Origin of the sequence: Bacillus sp. EU55, assembly GCF_038005925.1 — a bacterium.
GTDB classification, from domain to species: Bacteria; Bacillota; Bacilli; order Bacillales; family Bacillaceae; genus Bacillus; species Bacillus velezensis.
The window spans coordinates 1,245,881-1,261,126 of the sequence record NZ_JBBOUE010000001.1 but is presented as its reverse complement, the minus strand read 5'-3'; the positions used below and the strand labels follow the sequence as shown (position 1 = coordinate 1,261,126).

The 15,246-nt window shown below is 44.6% G+C and carries 20 protein-coding genes; 9 read left to right on the top strand and 11 right to left on the bottom strand.

Features of this window, described 5'->3' with window-relative positions; translation table 11 throughout:
* Window positions 1-38: 38 nt before the first annotated feature.
* Window positions 39-1,189 (bottom strand): IS3 family transposase gene (locus NYE50_RS06680; protein ID WP_099721935.1). Its coding sequence is split into 2 segments (ribosomal slippage): window positions 39-916 and window positions 916-1,189, totalling 1,152 coding nucleotides; the frame shifts between segments, so codons are not numbered across the junction.
* 235 nt (window positions 1,190-1,424) lie between these two features.
* Between NYE50_RS06680 and NYE50_RS06675 the strand changes: the two genes are divergently transcribed.
* The 3 genes from NYE50_RS06675 to NYE50_RS06665 are packed head-to-tail and all read left to right on the top strand — an operon-like array spanning window position 1,425 to window position 3,111.
* The gene (locus tag NYE50_RS06675; protein WP_224989079.1) at window positions 1,425-1,658 is read left to right on the top strand and encodes an AbrB/MazE/SpoVT family DNA-binding domain-containing protein; all 234 of its coding nucleotides are present in this window, start codon (window positions 1,425-1,427) and stop codon (window positions 1,656-1,658) included.
* Window positions 1,659-2,396: an ABC transporter ATP-binding protein gene (locus NYE50_RS06670; protein ID WP_014417443.1), complete on the top strand. Its 738-nt coding sequence runs from the start codon at window positions 1,659-1,661 to the stop codon at window positions 2,394-2,396.
* Window positions 2,389-3,111: an ABC transporter permease gene (locus NYE50_RS06665; RefSeq protein WP_014417442.1), complete on the top strand. Its 723-nt coding sequence runs from the start codon at window positions 2,389-2,391 to the stop codon at window positions 3,109-3,111. Before NYE50_RS06670 ends, NYE50_RS06665 begins: the two co-directional genes overlap by 8 nt.
* A 41-nt stretch (window positions 3,112-3,152) precedes the next feature.
* Here NYE50_RS06665 and bla read toward each other — a convergent pair whose 3' ends face one another.
* The 3 genes from bla to NYE50_RS06650 form a co-directional block, all read right to left on the bottom strand.
* Entirely contained in the window at window positions 3,153-3,902 is a 750-nt protein-coding gene (bla, locus tag NYE50_RS06660; RefSeq protein WP_224989082.1) for a subclass B1 metallo-beta-lactamase, read from the bottom strand.
* Window positions 3,903-4,048: 146 nt separating this feature from the next.
* Window positions 4,049-5,617 carry an IS1182 family transposase gene (locus NYE50_RS06655; RefSeq protein WP_340762868.1) on the bottom strand — a complete coding sequence of 523 codons (1,569 nt, stop codon included), beginning with the start codon at window positions 5,615-5,617 and terminating at the stop codon, window positions 4,049-4,051.
* A 161-nt stretch (window positions 5,618-5,778) separates the two neighbouring features.
* Window positions 5,779-6,033 carry a hypothetical protein gene (locus NYE50_RS06650; RefSeq protein ID WP_032874485.1) on the bottom strand — a complete coding sequence of 85 codons (255 nt, stop codon included), beginning with the start codon at window positions 6,031-6,033 and terminating at the stop codon, window positions 5,779-5,781.
* A gap of 120 nt (window positions 6,034-6,153) precedes the next feature.
* Here NYE50_RS06650 and NYE50_RS06645 point away from each other — a divergent pair, with 120 nt between their 5' ends.
* Window positions 6,154-8,439, top strand: coding sequence for an ATP-dependent helicase (locus tag NYE50_RS06645; RefSeq protein WP_224988785.1), 2,286 nt, complete (start codon window positions 6,154-6,156; stop codon window positions 8,437-8,439).
* A gap of 68 nt (window positions 8,440-8,507) precedes the next feature.
* On the opposite strand, the gene NYE50_RS06640 is transcribed toward NYE50_RS06645, so the two are convergent.
* From NYE50_RS06640 to NYE50_RS06625, 4 genes are all read right to left on the bottom strand, one after another.
* Complete coding sequence (locus tag NYE50_RS06640; RefSeq protein WP_003154986.1) at window positions 8,508-8,762, bottom strand: stage VI sporulation protein F; 255 nt, start codon at window positions 8,760-8,762, stop codon at window positions 8,508-8,510.
* Window positions 8,763-8,928: 166 nt separating this feature from the next.
* Window positions 8,929-9,090 carry a YjcZ family sporulation protein gene (locus NYE50_RS06635; RefSeq protein WP_007610678.1) on the bottom strand — a complete coding sequence of 54 codons (162 nt, stop codon included), beginning with the start codon at window positions 9,088-9,090 and terminating at the stop codon, window positions 8,929-8,931.
* A gap of 91 nt (window positions 9,091-9,181) precedes the next feature.
* Entirely contained in the window at window positions 9,182-9,379 is a 198-nt protein-coding gene (locus NYE50_RS06630) for a hypothetical protein (protein WP_012117306.1), read from the bottom strand.
* 286 nt (window positions 9,380-9,665) lie between these two features.
* A complete protein-coding gene (locus tag NYE50_RS06625) occupies window positions 9,666-10,022 on the bottom strand; it encodes a DUF1360 domain-containing protein (RefSeq protein ID WP_014417437.1) in 357 nt (118 codons plus the stop codon).
* A 170-nt stretch (window positions 10,023-10,192) separates the two neighbouring features.
* Here NYE50_RS06625 and NYE50_RS06620 point away from each other — a divergent pair, with 170 nt between their 5' ends.
* The 5 genes from NYE50_RS06620 (at window position 10,193) to cotZ (ending at window position 12,746) form a co-directional block, all read left to right on the top strand.
* Window positions 10,193-10,579: a spore coat protein gene (locus tag NYE50_RS06620; protein ID WP_224988786.1), complete on the top strand. Its 387-nt coding sequence runs from the start codon at window positions 10,193-10,195 to the stop codon at window positions 10,577-10,579.
* Window positions 10,580-10,616: 37 nt separating this feature from the next.
* On the top strand, window positions 10,617-10,931 hold the full coding sequence (locus NYE50_RS06615) for a spore coat protein (protein ID WP_160182568.1): 315 nt from the start codon (window positions 10,617-10,619) through the stop codon (window positions 10,929-10,931).
* A gap of 92 nt (window positions 10,932-11,023) precedes the next feature.
* Window positions 11,024-11,524: a spore coat protein gene (locus tag NYE50_RS06610; protein ID WP_015239583.1), complete on the top strand. Its 501-nt coding sequence runs from the start codon at window positions 11,024-11,026 to the stop codon at window positions 11,522-11,524.
* Between the two features lie 150 nt (window positions 11,525-11,674).
* Window positions 11,675-12,157: a CotY/CotZ family spore coat protein gene (locus NYE50_RS06605; RefSeq protein WP_003154995.1), complete on the top strand. Its 483-nt coding sequence runs from the start codon at window positions 11,675-11,677 to the stop codon at window positions 12,155-12,157.
* Window positions 12,158-12,302: 145 nt separating this feature from the next.
* Window positions 12,303-12,746, top strand: a complete 444-nt coding sequence (cotZ, locus tag NYE50_RS06600; RefSeq protein ID WP_003154997.1) for a spore coat protein CotZ — start codon at window positions 12,303-12,305, stop codon at window positions 12,744-12,746.
* 58 nt (window positions 12,747-12,804) lie between these two features.
* Here cotZ and NYE50_RS06595 read toward each other — a convergent pair whose 3' ends face one another.
* The 3 genes from NYE50_RS06595 to thiD all read right to left on the bottom strand — a co-directional run bounded on the left by NYE50_RS06595 (window position 12,805) and on the right by thiD (window position 15,230).
* Window positions 12,805-13,413: a CotO family spore coat protein gene (locus NYE50_RS06595; protein WP_302681664.1), complete on the bottom strand. Its 609-nt coding sequence runs from the start codon at window positions 13,411-13,413 to the stop codon at window positions 12,805-12,807.
* Window positions 13,414-13,510: 97 nt separating this feature from the next.
* Window positions 13,511-14,287: an enoyl-ACP reductase FabI gene (fabI, locus tag NYE50_RS06590; RefSeq protein ID WP_003155001.1), complete on the bottom strand. Its 777-nt coding sequence runs from the start codon at window positions 14,285-14,287 to the stop codon at window positions 13,511-13,513.
* A gap of 130 nt (window positions 14,288-14,417) precedes the next feature.
* Complete coding sequence (thiD, locus tag NYE50_RS06585; protein ID WP_070081636.1) at window positions 14,418-15,230, bottom strand: bifunctional hydroxymethylpyrimidine kinase/phosphomethylpyrimidine kinase; 813 nt, start codon at window positions 15,228-15,230, stop codon at window positions 14,418-14,420.
* Between the last annotated feature and the right edge of the window lie 16 nt (window positions 15,231-15,246).

The window sequence follows — 15,246 nt, the reverse complement described above, 5'->3', positions numbered from 1 at the left end:
GACTGACCCCTGTTTTTGAGACAGGGATCAAAACACCTTCATACAGCCAATTGCCGATATTGTATCGGCGATTGGCTGTTTAGTTTCGTTTGAATACGAATATTGTTATAATAATGAATGTATTCTATGGCAGTGCGTTCTACGATGGTCGTCGTAGTTCGATCAATGCTGTTAAGATAGAACGTTTCAGACTTTAGTGAGGAATGAAACGATTCGATGGAGGCATTATCAGCGGGCGTCCCTTTGCGGGACATGCTCATGGTAATGCCTTTTGTTTTAACAGCTTTCTGATACTCATAAGATGTATAAACAGAACCTTGGTCACTATGTAACACGCAGTTCTCTGGCAGTGCGGGCAGCTGATCAAGTGTGTGTAAGACAAAGTCTGTGTCCTGTCTATCGCCAATTGTAAAAGCAATCACTTCTCCATTGTATAAATCCAATATACTGGAAAGATACAATTGTTTCTGCCCATAAGGCAAATATGTGATATCCGTTACTAGCTTTTCCAGAGGGCGTTCAGACTGAAAGTTTCGATCCAATATATTCTCGGCCACGGCATATGGCTGCCCATCTTTCTTGCGCTTTTTCACCTTAACCCGGCATTGCCACTGATTCTTCTGCATAATGCGCTGAACCGTTTTATGATTCACACGCATTCCCTTTTTTAATATGGCTGTGATTTTCCGATAGCCATATCGAAACTTGTGTTCTCGGCACAACGTGCCGATTTGTTTTTCTAAATGGTATTTAGGGTTATCTTTCATCAGATTCTTCTTCCAACGATAATAAGATGCTCGTGAGATACCTAAATGAATACAGATATCCTGTATGGTCATTGTGCCGCGCAATGCTTCTACAAGCTCGACTGGCGTTTCGCTATCAGCTTCCTTTCCAATTCGTTGCACTTTTTTAAAACTTCATTCTGTTGTCTCAGATAACGATTTTCTGCCTGCAGTTTCTCTAATTCGGAAGAATACTCCGGGCCTTTTCCGTAAGTGTATTGCTTTCCGACAGGCTGTTCGAATCGATGTGTATCCCCAGTCTTATGCCATCTAACCCATGTCTGAACCTGTGTCTTATTCTTAATATTCAATTCCTGCATGATCTCTTTCATAGGCACGCCTGCCAATCTCATTTCTACAGCCTTCTGTTTCACTTCAACCGGATAACTCACTCTTGTCCCCATAGAAAAAACACCTCCAAGTCTAATTTCGGCTAACAATCATCCGTTTTCAAACTTGAAGGTGTTTTTTGTTTGTCTCATCTTATGGGGTCAGTCCCTTATAGCAGGAGTGCTTTTTTTATGAAAATAATACTATTTCATGAATTTTATTGCATTTTATGGAAGGTTAATGTATGTTTAGTATACGAAGTATTACAATTCATACAAAAAATACAATTCATATTTCGGAGGGATAAACATGACTGCACCAAAAGGAAAACACATATTCGGGACTGTTAAAGTGGGTACAAAAGGACAGATTGTCATTCCTAAAGAAGCAAGAGATGTTTTCGATATAAATCCGGGGGACTCACTGCTTATGCTCGGGGATGACCAGCAAGGTATCGCACTTGTAAAACAAGAACTCTTTTTCAAATTTGCAAAAGATATTTTAAACGCTAAGCAAATCGATGAAGATAGCGAGGATGAGTAAATGCACGCGATTGAGCTGAAGCAATTAACGAAACATTATAAAGAAACCGCCGCCGTTGACCGTCTTGAGTTCTCAGTTGAGAAAGGGGAAGTTTTCGCTTTACTCGGTGAGAACGGAGCCGGAAAAACGACATTAATCAGTATGCTTTGCGGACTTCTTTCTCCGGATGACGGTGATGCATCAGTGCTTGGACACAGTATTTTGACTGATTTGGATAAAATAAAACCGAAATTGAATATGTCCCCGCAGGAAACAGCCATCGCTCCTCATCTAACCGTACGGGAAAACTTAGAGTTTATAGCCGGAGTCTACGGAATTCCGAAAAAAGAAGCAAAAAAAAGAACAGATGAGATGCTCGAATTGTTTCAATTAAAAGAGAAAGAAAGAGCAAAAACAAAAACATTATCAGGAGGAATGCAGCGCCGCCTCAGCATCGCAATGGGAATGATCACCAAGCCGGATATTTATTTCTTAGATGAGCCGACATTAGGGCTGGACGTCCGTTCACGCCGCGAGTTGTGGAAAAATCTTGAGGCATTAAAGGGAGACATGACGATTATATTAACGACACACTATTTAGAAGAGGCTGAAGCCCTGGCAGATCGTATTTGCATTTTAGAAAATGGGACTTTAAAAGCACTGGGCACGGCGGAGGCTCTGAAAATGCAAACTCATTCAGCCACATTTGAAGATGCCTTTTTAGCGATTTGTGACGGGGAGGCGGGTCTTTATGCTTGATTTCGCCATTCGCAACCGCAAAGAAATTTTTCGTGACCCCCTGTCTATTATCCTTGGAATCGCACTGCCTGTTATTCTATTGTTTCTGTTTACGGCGATTGAAAAAAATGCGCCGCTTGATACCTTTAAAATTCAGCACTTAGCACCCGGACTCATTGTTTTCGGTTTCGCTTTCCTTACGATGTTCTCTGCATTGCTGATCGCAAAAGACAAACAGACCGCCCTTTTGACCCGTTTGTTTGCTTCCCCTTTAAAAACAGCCGATTATGTCATCGGTTATGCACTGCCGATGCTGCCGTTAGCCATTTTACAAATCGTCATTTGTTTTATCGCAGCAGCGGCTGCCGGTTTATCCGCCGAGTGGATGAATCTTCTCGCAGGTATCGCTGTCTTGCTGCCGATTGCGATGATGTCCGTTTTCTTCGGTTTATGTTTAGGGGCTGTGTTTACGGACAAACAAATTTCAGGTATCGGAACGATTTATATTACACTCGTGCAATTTCTGGGCGGGGCTTGGATGGAGGTGAGCCTGCTGGGTGACACATTCAAACATATCGCTTATGCCTTACCGTTTATTCACTCGATCGAGCTGGCCCAGGAAGTCATATCCGGAGATTATTCTTCCTTTCATCAGCATATTTGGCCGATAGCGGGATATACCGTTTTGGCGCTTGCACTTGCTTTCCTCAGTTTTATGAAAATCAGGAAGAAATAAAAAAAGCCGGCACTCCGTAATGGGAGCGCCGGTCTTCTTTATTACGTTTCTTTCAGAAGGCTTATCGTATGCGGCAGCAGACGGTCATCCCCCGGACTGCCATGGCCCGGAACGACAATGCTGATGTCCTGATATCTTTTCATGACTTTGCGGACGGCGCGCGGCCACTGATCCGGATAAAAGCCCGGAGTAGGCACGATTTCCTTTGTTTCTAAAGCCTTGATTAAGCATCCGCCGAATAAGAGCTTATCCTCAGGCATCCAGACGGTCATATTGTCTTCCGTATGCCCTTTTCCCGGATAAAACGTTTCAATTTTCATATCGCCAAACTGCAGCTTTGTCACGTTTTTCAAATCTCCGAGCGGCCGGTCATATCCCTGCTGTCGGGCGAAGTCGGCGGTCAGTTTCGTGCTGTGCACCTTTACACCGTATTTGTACAGGGTGTTCAGACCGCCGATACGATCATCATGGGCGTGTGTCACAATGGCATCGGTCATCCTTTTTCCTGGAAACCGCTTTTTTATTTGTGTCATTAATTGCTCTGTGAGACTGTCATTCCACGGAGTATCAATCAGTACGATTCCTTTGGAAGTCTCAAGAAGCAATCCGTTCGCAGGGACGGGACTTCCGTCTGCCGTACCGGTGCTTGTATGCATCCAAACATGCGGCGCCAGCTGTGTGAGAGTGACATCTTTTGCTGCGGAGCCCTCCGCCGCGTCTGCCGGTTTCATTCCGGCAGTAAAGAGGCCGAATAGAAATAACCCCGCAATTAATAATGAAAGCTTTCTCAAATTGGATCATTCCTTTCCGCATCTTTCATATATACGACTCAAAAAAAGTGGCTGGGACAAAACTAGCTTCAAATAATGAGAAAGGTGAATTTGGGGGTACTCAAATTCATCTTTCTTTATTTTTATGTATAAATTCTTCTATTACCTTAGAAGTTGGCAGTGAATTTTCTTAAATTCACTGCCATTAATGCGAGACCCATTTCGTTTGCTACCTTCGATTTTCCTCGTACAGAAAATCGAGTGAAACGCAAATTAGCCTTCAAGAATCCAAAAACTGGTTCCACATCGGTTTTACGTTTTCGATAGATGGCACTCGTTTTCTCTTCTGAAAGCTTCGCTCTCACATATTCTTTTTGCTGTTCCCATTTTTTGTTCACCATTAGTTTTCGATTGTTTCCTTCTTTTGCCTTGGTACATGATGAACGGAATGGGCATCCTGAACAGTCTTCGCACTCGTAGACTTTGAAACTCCTTTGGAAACCTGTAGCGTCCGTTCGGACAGAATGATATTGAAATTCTAAACGTTTCTGATTAGGGCACGTATATGTATCGGTTTCTTGATCATATACCCAGTTATCAGGATTAAATGTATTTTGTTTGTACTTTTTCTTTTGTTCCTTCAAAAACATGTTATATGTTATCAGTGCTTCTCGGTTTCTGTTTGAGAGAATATCACTAAAGTTTTGTTCACTACCATAACCTGCATCTGCAACTATATGTTTCGGTAACTCGAAATAATGTTGCTCGATCTCATCTAAAAATGGAATTAACGTACGTGTATCTGTTGGGTTTGGAAATAGACTATAAGCAAGCGCATATTGACCTTCCGTTGCGATTTGTACATTGTAACCAGCTTTCAATTGCCCGTTTTTCATATAATCATCTTTCATTCGCATAAATGTCGCATCTAGATCTGTTTTAGAATAGCTATTACGTGGTCCAAAGATTTTAAGATCCTGTTGGTACTTCCGTTTTCTTAGGATAAAATCAATCAACTGTTTACGCACTTGTTTCGGGTATTTTCGTTCCCTTCGTAAGGCTTTTCGTTCCGTAACGTCTGAAGATGCTTCTATTTGTTTATCATATTCGGTCACTACTTCGTCTACTTTTTGAACCATTTGAGTGAGCTCTCCAAATGATAGCTGTTCATCACTTTCCCGTTCCATTTGGGGTATGATTTCGTTCTCAAGCAACTCATTGTACAACTGGTTTGACTTATCAATTAAACGCTGATGAAATTTCTCAATCGCTTTCTTCCAGACAAACGTAAATTTATTCGCATTCGCTTCAATCTTTGTACCATCGATAAATATCGCTTCTTGATCGATCAGTTTTTCTTCAATCAATTGGCAGCGAAATTGGATGAAACATTGACGGATTAAATCTTTCACTACTGGTTGAACACGAAATCGGTTAATTGTACGGTAGCTTGGTTCATACCCTTGAGCTAACCACATCATACGGATACTGTCTTTTAATAGGGCCTCTATTTTACGCCCTGAAAAGACAGATTGAGTGTAGGCACATAGAATAATTTTAAGCATCATGCGTGGATGATAGGCAGGACAACCTTCATTTCGAAGAAATGGTTCAAACGCTTCTTGAGGGATACTTTCCACTAAATGATGGACATGGTAGGCAATATCATTATTTTGTAACTTTACTTCTAAATCTAAAGGCAAAACGATTTGATTCATGGTATAATCTTTAAACATAAGGACACTTCTTTCTGATTAGATTTTGTATGGTAACTTAATTTTATCAGAAGTTGTCCTTATTTTTTATTGTAAAATAATCAAAAACGGTGAAAGTTTACTCGTCGTAAAATTTCACCGTTTTTTTCGTCTTAGAGGTGGGTTTTGTCCCAGCCCCTTTTTCACACGTATTGATTTATCAGCCGGCCTTTTCCCATGATTTGCGGCAGACGGGAAAGAGAGCGCTTACGTTTTTCCTCATGTACTTTCTTTTCTGCGGCTGCGGTGTTTTCCTGGCGGCGCTCCACCTCTCTGTACAACCTGTCATTGGCGAGGGCGGCCGCTTTCGTAATGCCGGCGTAATCAGGCTTATAACCCGCTGCCCGGTTGGCGTATTGAGAATACTGCTGGTTTTGAATCCGTCCTGCATAAATCATATGTACCCCTCCCCTTCGCTTTTCATTTCCCTTAATCTTACTTTTTGAAACGCGGTTCTTTTGTTATGATATTCTTTGTCTATCAAATGGATGAACACCTTTTAATGGGAGGACCCCTTTTTGAAATGCGCCCGACTGAATAACCGAACGATACATTTACATACATATTCCAGAGAACATTACCAATTCCTTTTTGAAGAAGCTCAAAAAGGAAATATTTTTTGCGCACATTGTGACCAGCCCGTCTTGATGCGGCTTTCGATTTTAGAGCAGCCGGCATTTTATCACCGGCAAAAGGGAGACTTCACCGCCTGTGAAAAAGCATGCGCGGCCGAGGAACCGCAAGCAGAGAAAGAAAAAGAAGAGTATAAGGAAGCCGGCATGTTCCGCCTGCCGAAAGGAAAAGCGATTTCAGAGAATCCGAAACCGATCGTCTCAGAATGGAAAAGCCCGAAAAAAGTGCCTGCGGCCGAACCATTTTCACCAACATCCGAGGCGGCTGATACATCTTTGTTCCCCGGCATCGGCCTGAACCGTGAACAGATGAAGGCAGTTACTGAAACGGACGGGCCTTTATTAGTGCTTGCCGGAGCGGGAAGCGGAAAAACAAGGGTGCTGACAGCACGCGCCGCCCATATGATTGAACACCTCGGCATTTCACCCGAGAATATGCTGCTTGTGACCTTTACGACAAAAGCCGTCGCCGAAATGAAAGAGCGGATGGCGAATGAGTACGGTCTGGCATCCGGAAAAGTCTCCCGTCTCGTGACAGGAACATTCCACAGCTTTTTCTATAAAATACTCTATCATTATGATTCTTCAAAATGGAACGGCAGCCAGCTTTTAAAAATGGAGTGGCAAAAAGAGCAATATGTAAAAAAGGCGCTCTACGAAGAAAATTTGGATGAAAAAGAGTTTCCCGTCGACCAGGCGCTTCAGCTTATCGGCTGCTGGAAAAACACGTATCTCCCCCATGAGACCATTCCGCTTGCGGACGACTGGGAGAAAAAAGTGTACAGGCTCTACGAACATTACGAATGGCAGAAGCGGGAAAAACGGCAATTTGATTTTGATGACATGGCCCAAGGCTGTTATGAACTGTTTCAAAGCCGGCCTGATATTCTCGCGCAGTACCAAAACAGATTTTCTCATATTTTGATTGATGAGTTTCAAGATATCAATCCTGTCCAGTACAACATTATGCAAATGATCGCAAGCCCGGAGAATAACCTGTGCTGCGTGGGTGATGACGACCAATCCATTTATGCGTTCCGCGGCAGCAGCCCGTCTTTCATTCTTGATTTTCAAAAGGATTATCCGGGAGCAAAGACCATTTACTTAACGGCAAATTACCGATCGCCGCATCCGATCGTCTCAAGCGCTCATGCCGTCGTAAAGAAAAATAAAAAACGGTATGAAAAAACACTTTCTGCCGTCAAAGACGGCGTTCACAATCCCGTGATATTTTATCCTTACGATGAAGAAGAAGAAGCGACCATGATCGTTTCGGATATGAAAGAGAAAATTCAAAACGGGGCGAGTCCTGACGATTTTGCCGTGCTTTACCGGACAAACAGCGCCGGACGGGCCATTTATGAAAGACTGCATCAATCATCGATTCCTTATCATGCCGACCGGGGCGTGCAGACGTTCTACAGCCGCAGAATCGTACGCCAGATCCTCGCCTACTTATATGCGAGTCAGAATGAAGATGATCCGGATGCGGTGAAAGACCTGCTGCCCGCCTTATTTTTAAAGCAATCTGCCCTGCAAACGTTAAAGGCGCTGTCAATCACGGAAGATTGCACGATGATTAAGGCACTGACGAAACTGCCTGACCTGAAGCCTTTTCAAATAGGGAAGATCAAGCAGATCGTTCCGTTTTTCGCAAGCATCCGGACAATGAAGCCTGTTGAAGCCATCACCTTTGCAGAAAGCAAAATGGGTTTTTCCGAGTATTTAAAAAAACGGGGCAATGAGGGAAACAAACTGGAAAAAGGCTCTGATGATCTCAGGGATGTCAAAGTGGCCGCCAAAAAATTCAAAACCATTCCCGATTTTCTTGCCCATGTCGATCATATGCGCGCCGCTGAGAATCTGAAAACCGATGAAAACGGCGTCGAACTGCTGACCATTCATCGCTCTAAAGGTCTTGAATTCAATACGGTCTATATTTTAGGCGCGGCTGACGGCTCGATCCCCCATGACTTCGCGCTTGAGACGGCGAGACAGGGTGATCCCGCTCCGCTCGAAGAAGAAAGACGGCTTCTGTATGTCGCAATGACAAGGGCCATGCAGCATTTATATGTATCTTGTCCCGCGTACAGGCGGGGAAAAACAGCGCGCAGCTCAAGATTTCTCGAGCCCCTTCTTCGGACGGACAGACGGAGCGCACTCAGGATATAAAGAACCCGGCAGATCACTGCCGGGTTCTTCTCACATAAAAAGGCCTTTTTAACAAGGCCGGCTGACGCCTATTTATTGTTCAGCATTTTAGAAATGGTGCCAAAATCAAGTTTCTCTTTACCGCTTGTAATAGATTGAACGATTTTGTCTTCCAATTCTTTCGGAACACGCTTATTAGCCAGCTGGGACACCTTCTGAATGACGCCTCTCACCGTGTTTTCATCTTTGAAATTGGCATTTTGCAATGATCCTGCAAGGTTCATGACATCCTTCATGCTGACGCCTGTTTTCTTCTCAATATTTTTGAAAAATTGATTATCCATGGTGTGCCTCCTTTTGTGGAGTAATACGATATTGTATGAATAAAGAGCGGAACATGTGCCCGTAAGACAAGGAAAAAATTCCGAGTGCCCCGTCTCTATACTCCTTCATACATCAGGGAAGCACGGGACTGAATGGTCCCGCGCTTATCCAAGGTCTTGCTAAGGTTTAGCCAAAAAAGGATGCACCGACAATGATCAGAAGGATGAACAATACGACAACAAGAACAAATGTTGAGCCGTATCCGCCTCCGACATAGCCGCCTCCGTATCCGCCGCAGCCGCCATAACCGCCGTAGCCGCCGCCGAATCCGCCATATCCGAATCCCATATCTAAGCACCTCCTTTACTCTCTATACTCTATGTGAGCCGACTTGTTTGGCTTGGATAAATGCATAGGGCCGGTGCGGATTTCATTCATTTTAGTGAGAATGCTCATTTTTCTTCAGTTTCGCTTCTGTTTCGGCGGCAAACACATCTATCCATTCCTCAAAGCGCGATCCCGCTTCATCAAACTCAGACAGCTGTTTTTCAATAGATAAGATATATTTGTCATGCTCCCGCTGGTTTTGATTGTGCCGGCGGTATTTACCGTTTATGAATGATTCAAATATATTCATAACATCCCCTCCTCCTATGATCTATGCCGAACAGAGGCCGGCGTTCGGCAAAAAACAAAAAAACCGGAAGCTCCGGTTTTTTAGAAAACGGCTATTTCGGTTTTTTCTTTTGGCCGCAGCCGCAGCCTTTTTTCTTAATTTTTTTTTCGTAAGGCTGATGCACAGTTGATTTGTATGGAGAATGTTGGGAAGGTTTGCTTGATTGATTCATGGTGATCCTTCCTTTCCTTATGTCATATATGCCAGTTTATGCCGAAAGTGACGGTAAGTTGCTGGTGGAACCGCCTTATTCCTGCAGAAGACGAGAAACCGCAGCTTCAATGATCCCGGCCGCGCCGGCTATGGCTAACAGCAAAATCAGCCATTGCGCGGCCTCGGGTACCACAATCTGCGCCGCAATTAAAAAGGCGGCACACCACACGCCCGTACACCAGTAGCAGCTGAGAAGTTCACCGATAAATGCCCTGATGCCTTTTCCTTTTATGACAATGTAGGTTTCTGTCGTGCCGTCGGGTGCGGTTTCTGTTTTTTCCTCGTGAAAAAGGCTCCGAAGCGGCGCCATAATGGTGTCAAATACGAAAAGCCTGGCCAGCCGGAAAACGGCAAACGATAACAGAATAAATGAAAGCCAATTGATAACCACCTGTTCACTCCTTTTCAAAACTTGACCTCTTTATACATATGCGAAAACCCTGATCTTCATGAATCGCACCTTGTCCGGTAAAAAAATAGGTGCGGTTTAGTTGTTTTTCTTATTCCGCTCGGCGTTTCATTTGCATTATATAGAGTATGAATGAGAAAGGAGTGAAGGTTATGTCGTTTGAAGAAAAAGTCGAAACACTGCAACCGCAAATATTCGAACAATTATCTAACGAATTCGAGCAGAAGATCGAAGTGATTGATTGCGAAAATGTCACAATAGATACAACACATATAACGGCCGCTCTTTCTATACAAGCCTCAGTTACTACGGCGATTATCCTCGCGACACAGCTCGCGATCGCAGATGAAGACACAGCCGACCAAATAGCAACCGAACTGCTGATCCTGGATGATTGCCAAATAAAAAAGAGGACCGTCATTCAAGTCCTGAACAGCCGCAATATTAAAATCACACTGACTGCAGACGATATTATGGCCTTTGTACAAATTTTGTTTCAATTATTAAATATACTTTTTGCTGAACTAGACATCCTTTAACCTTTCTTTTCAAATATTTAAATAGAGGTGAGAACAAATGGCAGATAACGAAAAATTTAAAAAAGAACTCGAAAATCTACCAGAAGTGGATCCGCTTTTAAAGGTGCTTGTCAGCAATGTCTTCAAAAAACACGGCGTGACAAAAGATAAAATGCGGGAAATACCTGATGAAGAAAAAGAAATGCTGATCGCATTAGTCAAAGACATGCAGGCAAAAACAGAAGCTTTTCTTGAAAGCCAGAAACAGAAAAAAGAGCAGGAAAAAGCGCAAGATCAGCAGACCAATCCGCAAACCCGCAGAGAACAATTAATCGAACAGCTCCGGCAAAGACGCCAAAATCCCGGTCAATAACTAAAAAATAGTGATTTTTATCAGGATAGATGCCTGAGTCAAAGTAAGGGGCCGGCTCATTTAATAATAGTAAAAGAAAAGGAGGAATAGATATGGAAAGCAGACCATACTCTTGGGTTGCACTTGATCCTGAATGCGAACATCCGCGAGAAGAAAAAGAAGAAAAAGAAGGCAGAAGATGTAATGTTTGCTGTAACGGACATGGATTTGGCGAAGATAATGCCTTCCTTGACCAAGACCTTGCTCAAGCGAATATCAACAAACAAGTTTCTGAAGAAGCGATTATTATCAGAGACTCTTGTGATATTAACGTAACGTCAACAGACGTTCAAGCAGTCGCTTCAGTCATGACAGCGATTAATGCAGCAGTCGTAACGGCCACTCTCACTTCAATCGCTGACGGAGTCATCGCTGAATTGGTCGCACAAGACTTACTGCAGCTAACAGCTAACAAACAAATCAACCGTCAAAAACTGCTCATCGAAAACTCCCGCGGCGTAAACGTGACAACAGTAGATGCCGATATCGCAGTGTTGATCTCAACAGCGACAAATTTACTGATTGCCGTCTTAGTCATCACCCTTGTCCTCTAAAAAGAAAAAGCAGAGCTAAAAATGCTCTGCTTTTTCTTATTTTCTCCGCATATGATGAATATATAGACGTTCACCCACACCAAGTGAGGCTCGCGTACATATGTTGTTAAAGACAAAAGTCAAATACCCTAAAAGAAGGAGCTGAAATCCATGAGCTGCGGAAAACACCATGGCCGAGATGAAAGTTGTGTATGCGATGCAGTCGAGAAGATTTTAGCAGAACAAGAGGCTGTTGAAGAACAATGCCCGACTGGATGCTATACCAATCTGTTAAGCCCGACGGTTACCGGTAAAGATACCATCCCGTTTCTCTTGTTTGATAAAAAAGGCGGTTTGTTCTCCACATTCGGGAACGTCGGAGGCTTTGCGGATGACAGCCAGTGCTTCGAGTCTATTTTCTTCCGGGCAGAAAGAGTTTGTGATTGCTGCGCAACGCTTTCAGTATTGCGCCCCGTAGATGTGCACGGCGACACCCTCAGCGTCTGCCATCCTTGTGACCCGGATTTCTTCGGTTTAGAAAAAACAGATTTTTGCATTGAAGTTGATCTGAGCTGCTTCAGCGCCATTCAATGCCTTTCACCGGAGCTTGTTGACCGGCCTGAGCCGCACAAAGAGAAAAAGCATCACGGATAGTCATTGATTCGCATCTTTCCTAAAGAAGAATCCCCTTCCAACCTTCTATTACAGATGCAATCATCAGCCCGCCCGGACTTCCGGGCGGCTGACTCTCCGATATCGTTTAATCCGGTATATAAAACGTGAAGTCAGGAGGGATATTATGAGCAAGCATACAACATACTGTGTGCGTGAAGCGGTAGAAAATATTGAAGACCTGCAAAATGCGGTCGAGGAAGATTGCCCGGCCGGATGCTATTCCAACCTTTTATCGCCGGGTTTTTCATTAGGCGATACAGTGCCGTTTGTGCTTTTCACTTCTAAATCATCACCGTTTACCGCATTCGGAAATGTCGGCGAGCTGGATAACGGCCCGTGTTTTAACACCGTTTTTTTCAGAGTTGAAAGGGTCTGTGACGGCTGTGCCACATTAAGCCTGCTTATTGCTTTTGACGAGCATAAGCACATTCTTGATTTTACAGATAAAGACTCTCTCTGCGATGTATTCCGTTTAGAAAAAACGAACTATTGCGTTGAAGTCGATCTCCATAGCTTCTGCGCCATCAATTGCCTGAACCCGAGACTGATCAACCGCACACATTCTTAAATCAAAAAGCATAAAAATAAGCTGCCGGATGAAAGAATTCAGGCAGCTTTTTGTATGGTTAAAATCCAAGCGGATGCAGCGAGGTAATATCGTCTATTGCGAGTTCTGCCGGCGCTCCGTTGCTTGTCGTCCGCAGGAAGATCGCATTATTTTTTCTGCCGACGATTACGCCTCTGTAGGTTTTCCCGTTGGCTTCTATCAGACAAAGGGTCCGCGGCATATTATGCGGCAGCTTCGTTAAGAAATCAATTTTTTCAAGAATGGACATTCTGCTCATCGGCTTTTTCACGCGCTTTGGCGGAACCTTTTCCTCTGGGGCGGCATTGTGAACCGCTTCAGGCTCTTTTTCAGCGGCATCAGGCTCTTTTTTAGCGGCGTCGGGCTTGGCATTGTCCTGCTCCGCTTGCGCCGGAACTTCTTGAACGGCTTCTTCTGCGCGGCTGTGCTGTTCAGGTACTTGCTTTTCTGGTTCGACAGCCACTGCTCCTTCAGGCTGAGTTTGACATTCTTCCTCCCGCTTTCCATGCATCGGCTCTTCTTCCGGCGGCTGAGGCGCTTTCCTTTTTTTGATTAATATGTCCTGCATTGATGATTGCGTGTCTGAATAATCCGCCTGAACAATATACATGAGCGGTTTTTTTTCCGCGTTTCTGTTTTGTTTTGACATCTTCATCCCTCCGATTCTGTCATGTTTTATTTATATGACGGAATGATTAAAATCAGAAGAAAGAAAAAAGCAATCCCTGAAAGGGACTGCTTGTTATTTAACGTGCGGTAATATGGAATCCTGAATCAACGTGAAGATTTTCGCCCGTGATGCCTCTTGACAGGTCACTGAACAAGAATGCAGCCGTGTCGCCCACTTCTTCAGGTGTTGTCGTGCGGCGCAGCGGCGCGCGCTCTTCAATTTCTTTCAGGATAGAGTTGAAATCACTGATTCCTTTTGCAGACAGCGTACGGATCGGTCCTGCTGAAATGCTGTTGACGCGGATGTTTTCTTTTCCTAGGTCAGCGGCTAAATATCTGACGCTCGCATCAAGAGACGCTTTTGCCACACCCATTACGTTATAGTTTGAAACGACGCGCTCTCCGCCGAGGTAAGTGAGTGTAACGATGCTTCCGCCTTCAGTCATAATCGGACGCGCCGCTTTTGCGACCGCTGTCAGAGAGTAAGAACTGATGTTATGTGCAAGCAGGAATCCTTCGCGGTTCGTATTTAAATATTCGCCGACAAGCTCTTCTTTGTTTGCGAACGCGATGCAGTGCGCGATGCCGTGAATCACGCCGACCTGCTCTTTAATGCTCGCAAAGCAAGTTTCGATCTCAGCGTCATTTGTCACATCACACGGAAGGATGATGGAATCATTTCTTTCTAATGTAGCCGCAAGGTCATGAACTGATTTTTCCAAGCGCTCTCCCGCGTAAGTGAAAATGAGGCGCGCTCCGGCTTCATGCAGCGAACGGGCGATTCCCCATGCGATACTGCGTTTATTGGCAACGCCCATCACAACGATGTTGCGGCCTTCAAGTGAGAAATTCATATGTATAAAGCCTCCTGTAATCGTCTTAAAGACATAGTTTTAGTACCTGATCTTAATTTTTATCATATCATAACCTTGTCCAGATTGAAAGCATGGGAAAAAGACCGCGGATGTTGAAGCGGTCTCTTTTTTATCTCGTCTGCAGACTGTTCCTTTTAAAGGCAAAATGATTGGTCGGGCCGTGTCCCGCTCCGATGCCGAGCGTATGTTCCACGGCTTCCCGCACAAAATTGACGGCTGTCTCAAACGCGGTCTGAATGTTTTTCCCCTTTGCCGTTTCCGCCGTCAGCGCGGCTGCGAACGTGCAGCCTGTTCCGTGGGTGTGTTTGGTGTCAATATAAGCGTGGCTGATTTGGGTAAAAGACGAACCGTCAAATAATAAATCAACGATCCTCCCCTGTTCAGGCTGGTGTCCGCCTTTTATGATGACATGCTTTGCACCAAGCTTGCAAAGGCGTTCGGCCGCTTTTTTCCGGTCCTCAAACGTGCGGATTTCCATTCCCGTCAATACCTCAGCTTCCGGAACATTCGGCGTTACCGCATAGCTGCGCGGAATTAACAGCTCTTTTAATGCGGCCTGAGATTCCTCACGCAGCAGGGAAGCGCCTCCTTTGGCAATCATGACGGGGTCGGTGATGAGATGATCAAGCCCGTACTGATCCGTTTTTTCCGCAATTTCCGCAATCATTTCCGCGCTCCACAGCATTCCCGTTTTTACAGCGTCAGGCCGCAAATCTTCCGCCACCGCGTCAATCTGGCTGCCCAGCGCTTCCCGGGTGAGCGGATAAATGCCGTGAACGCCCAAAGTGTTCTGGGCGGTGACCGCTGTAATGGCTGACATCCCGAAAACGCCGAGCTCCTGAAAGGTTTTGAGATCCGCCTGTATACCGGCGCCGCCTCCTGAATCTGATCCGGCAATCGTCAATGCTTTGCATATGCTCATGATGTTTTTCGCTCCT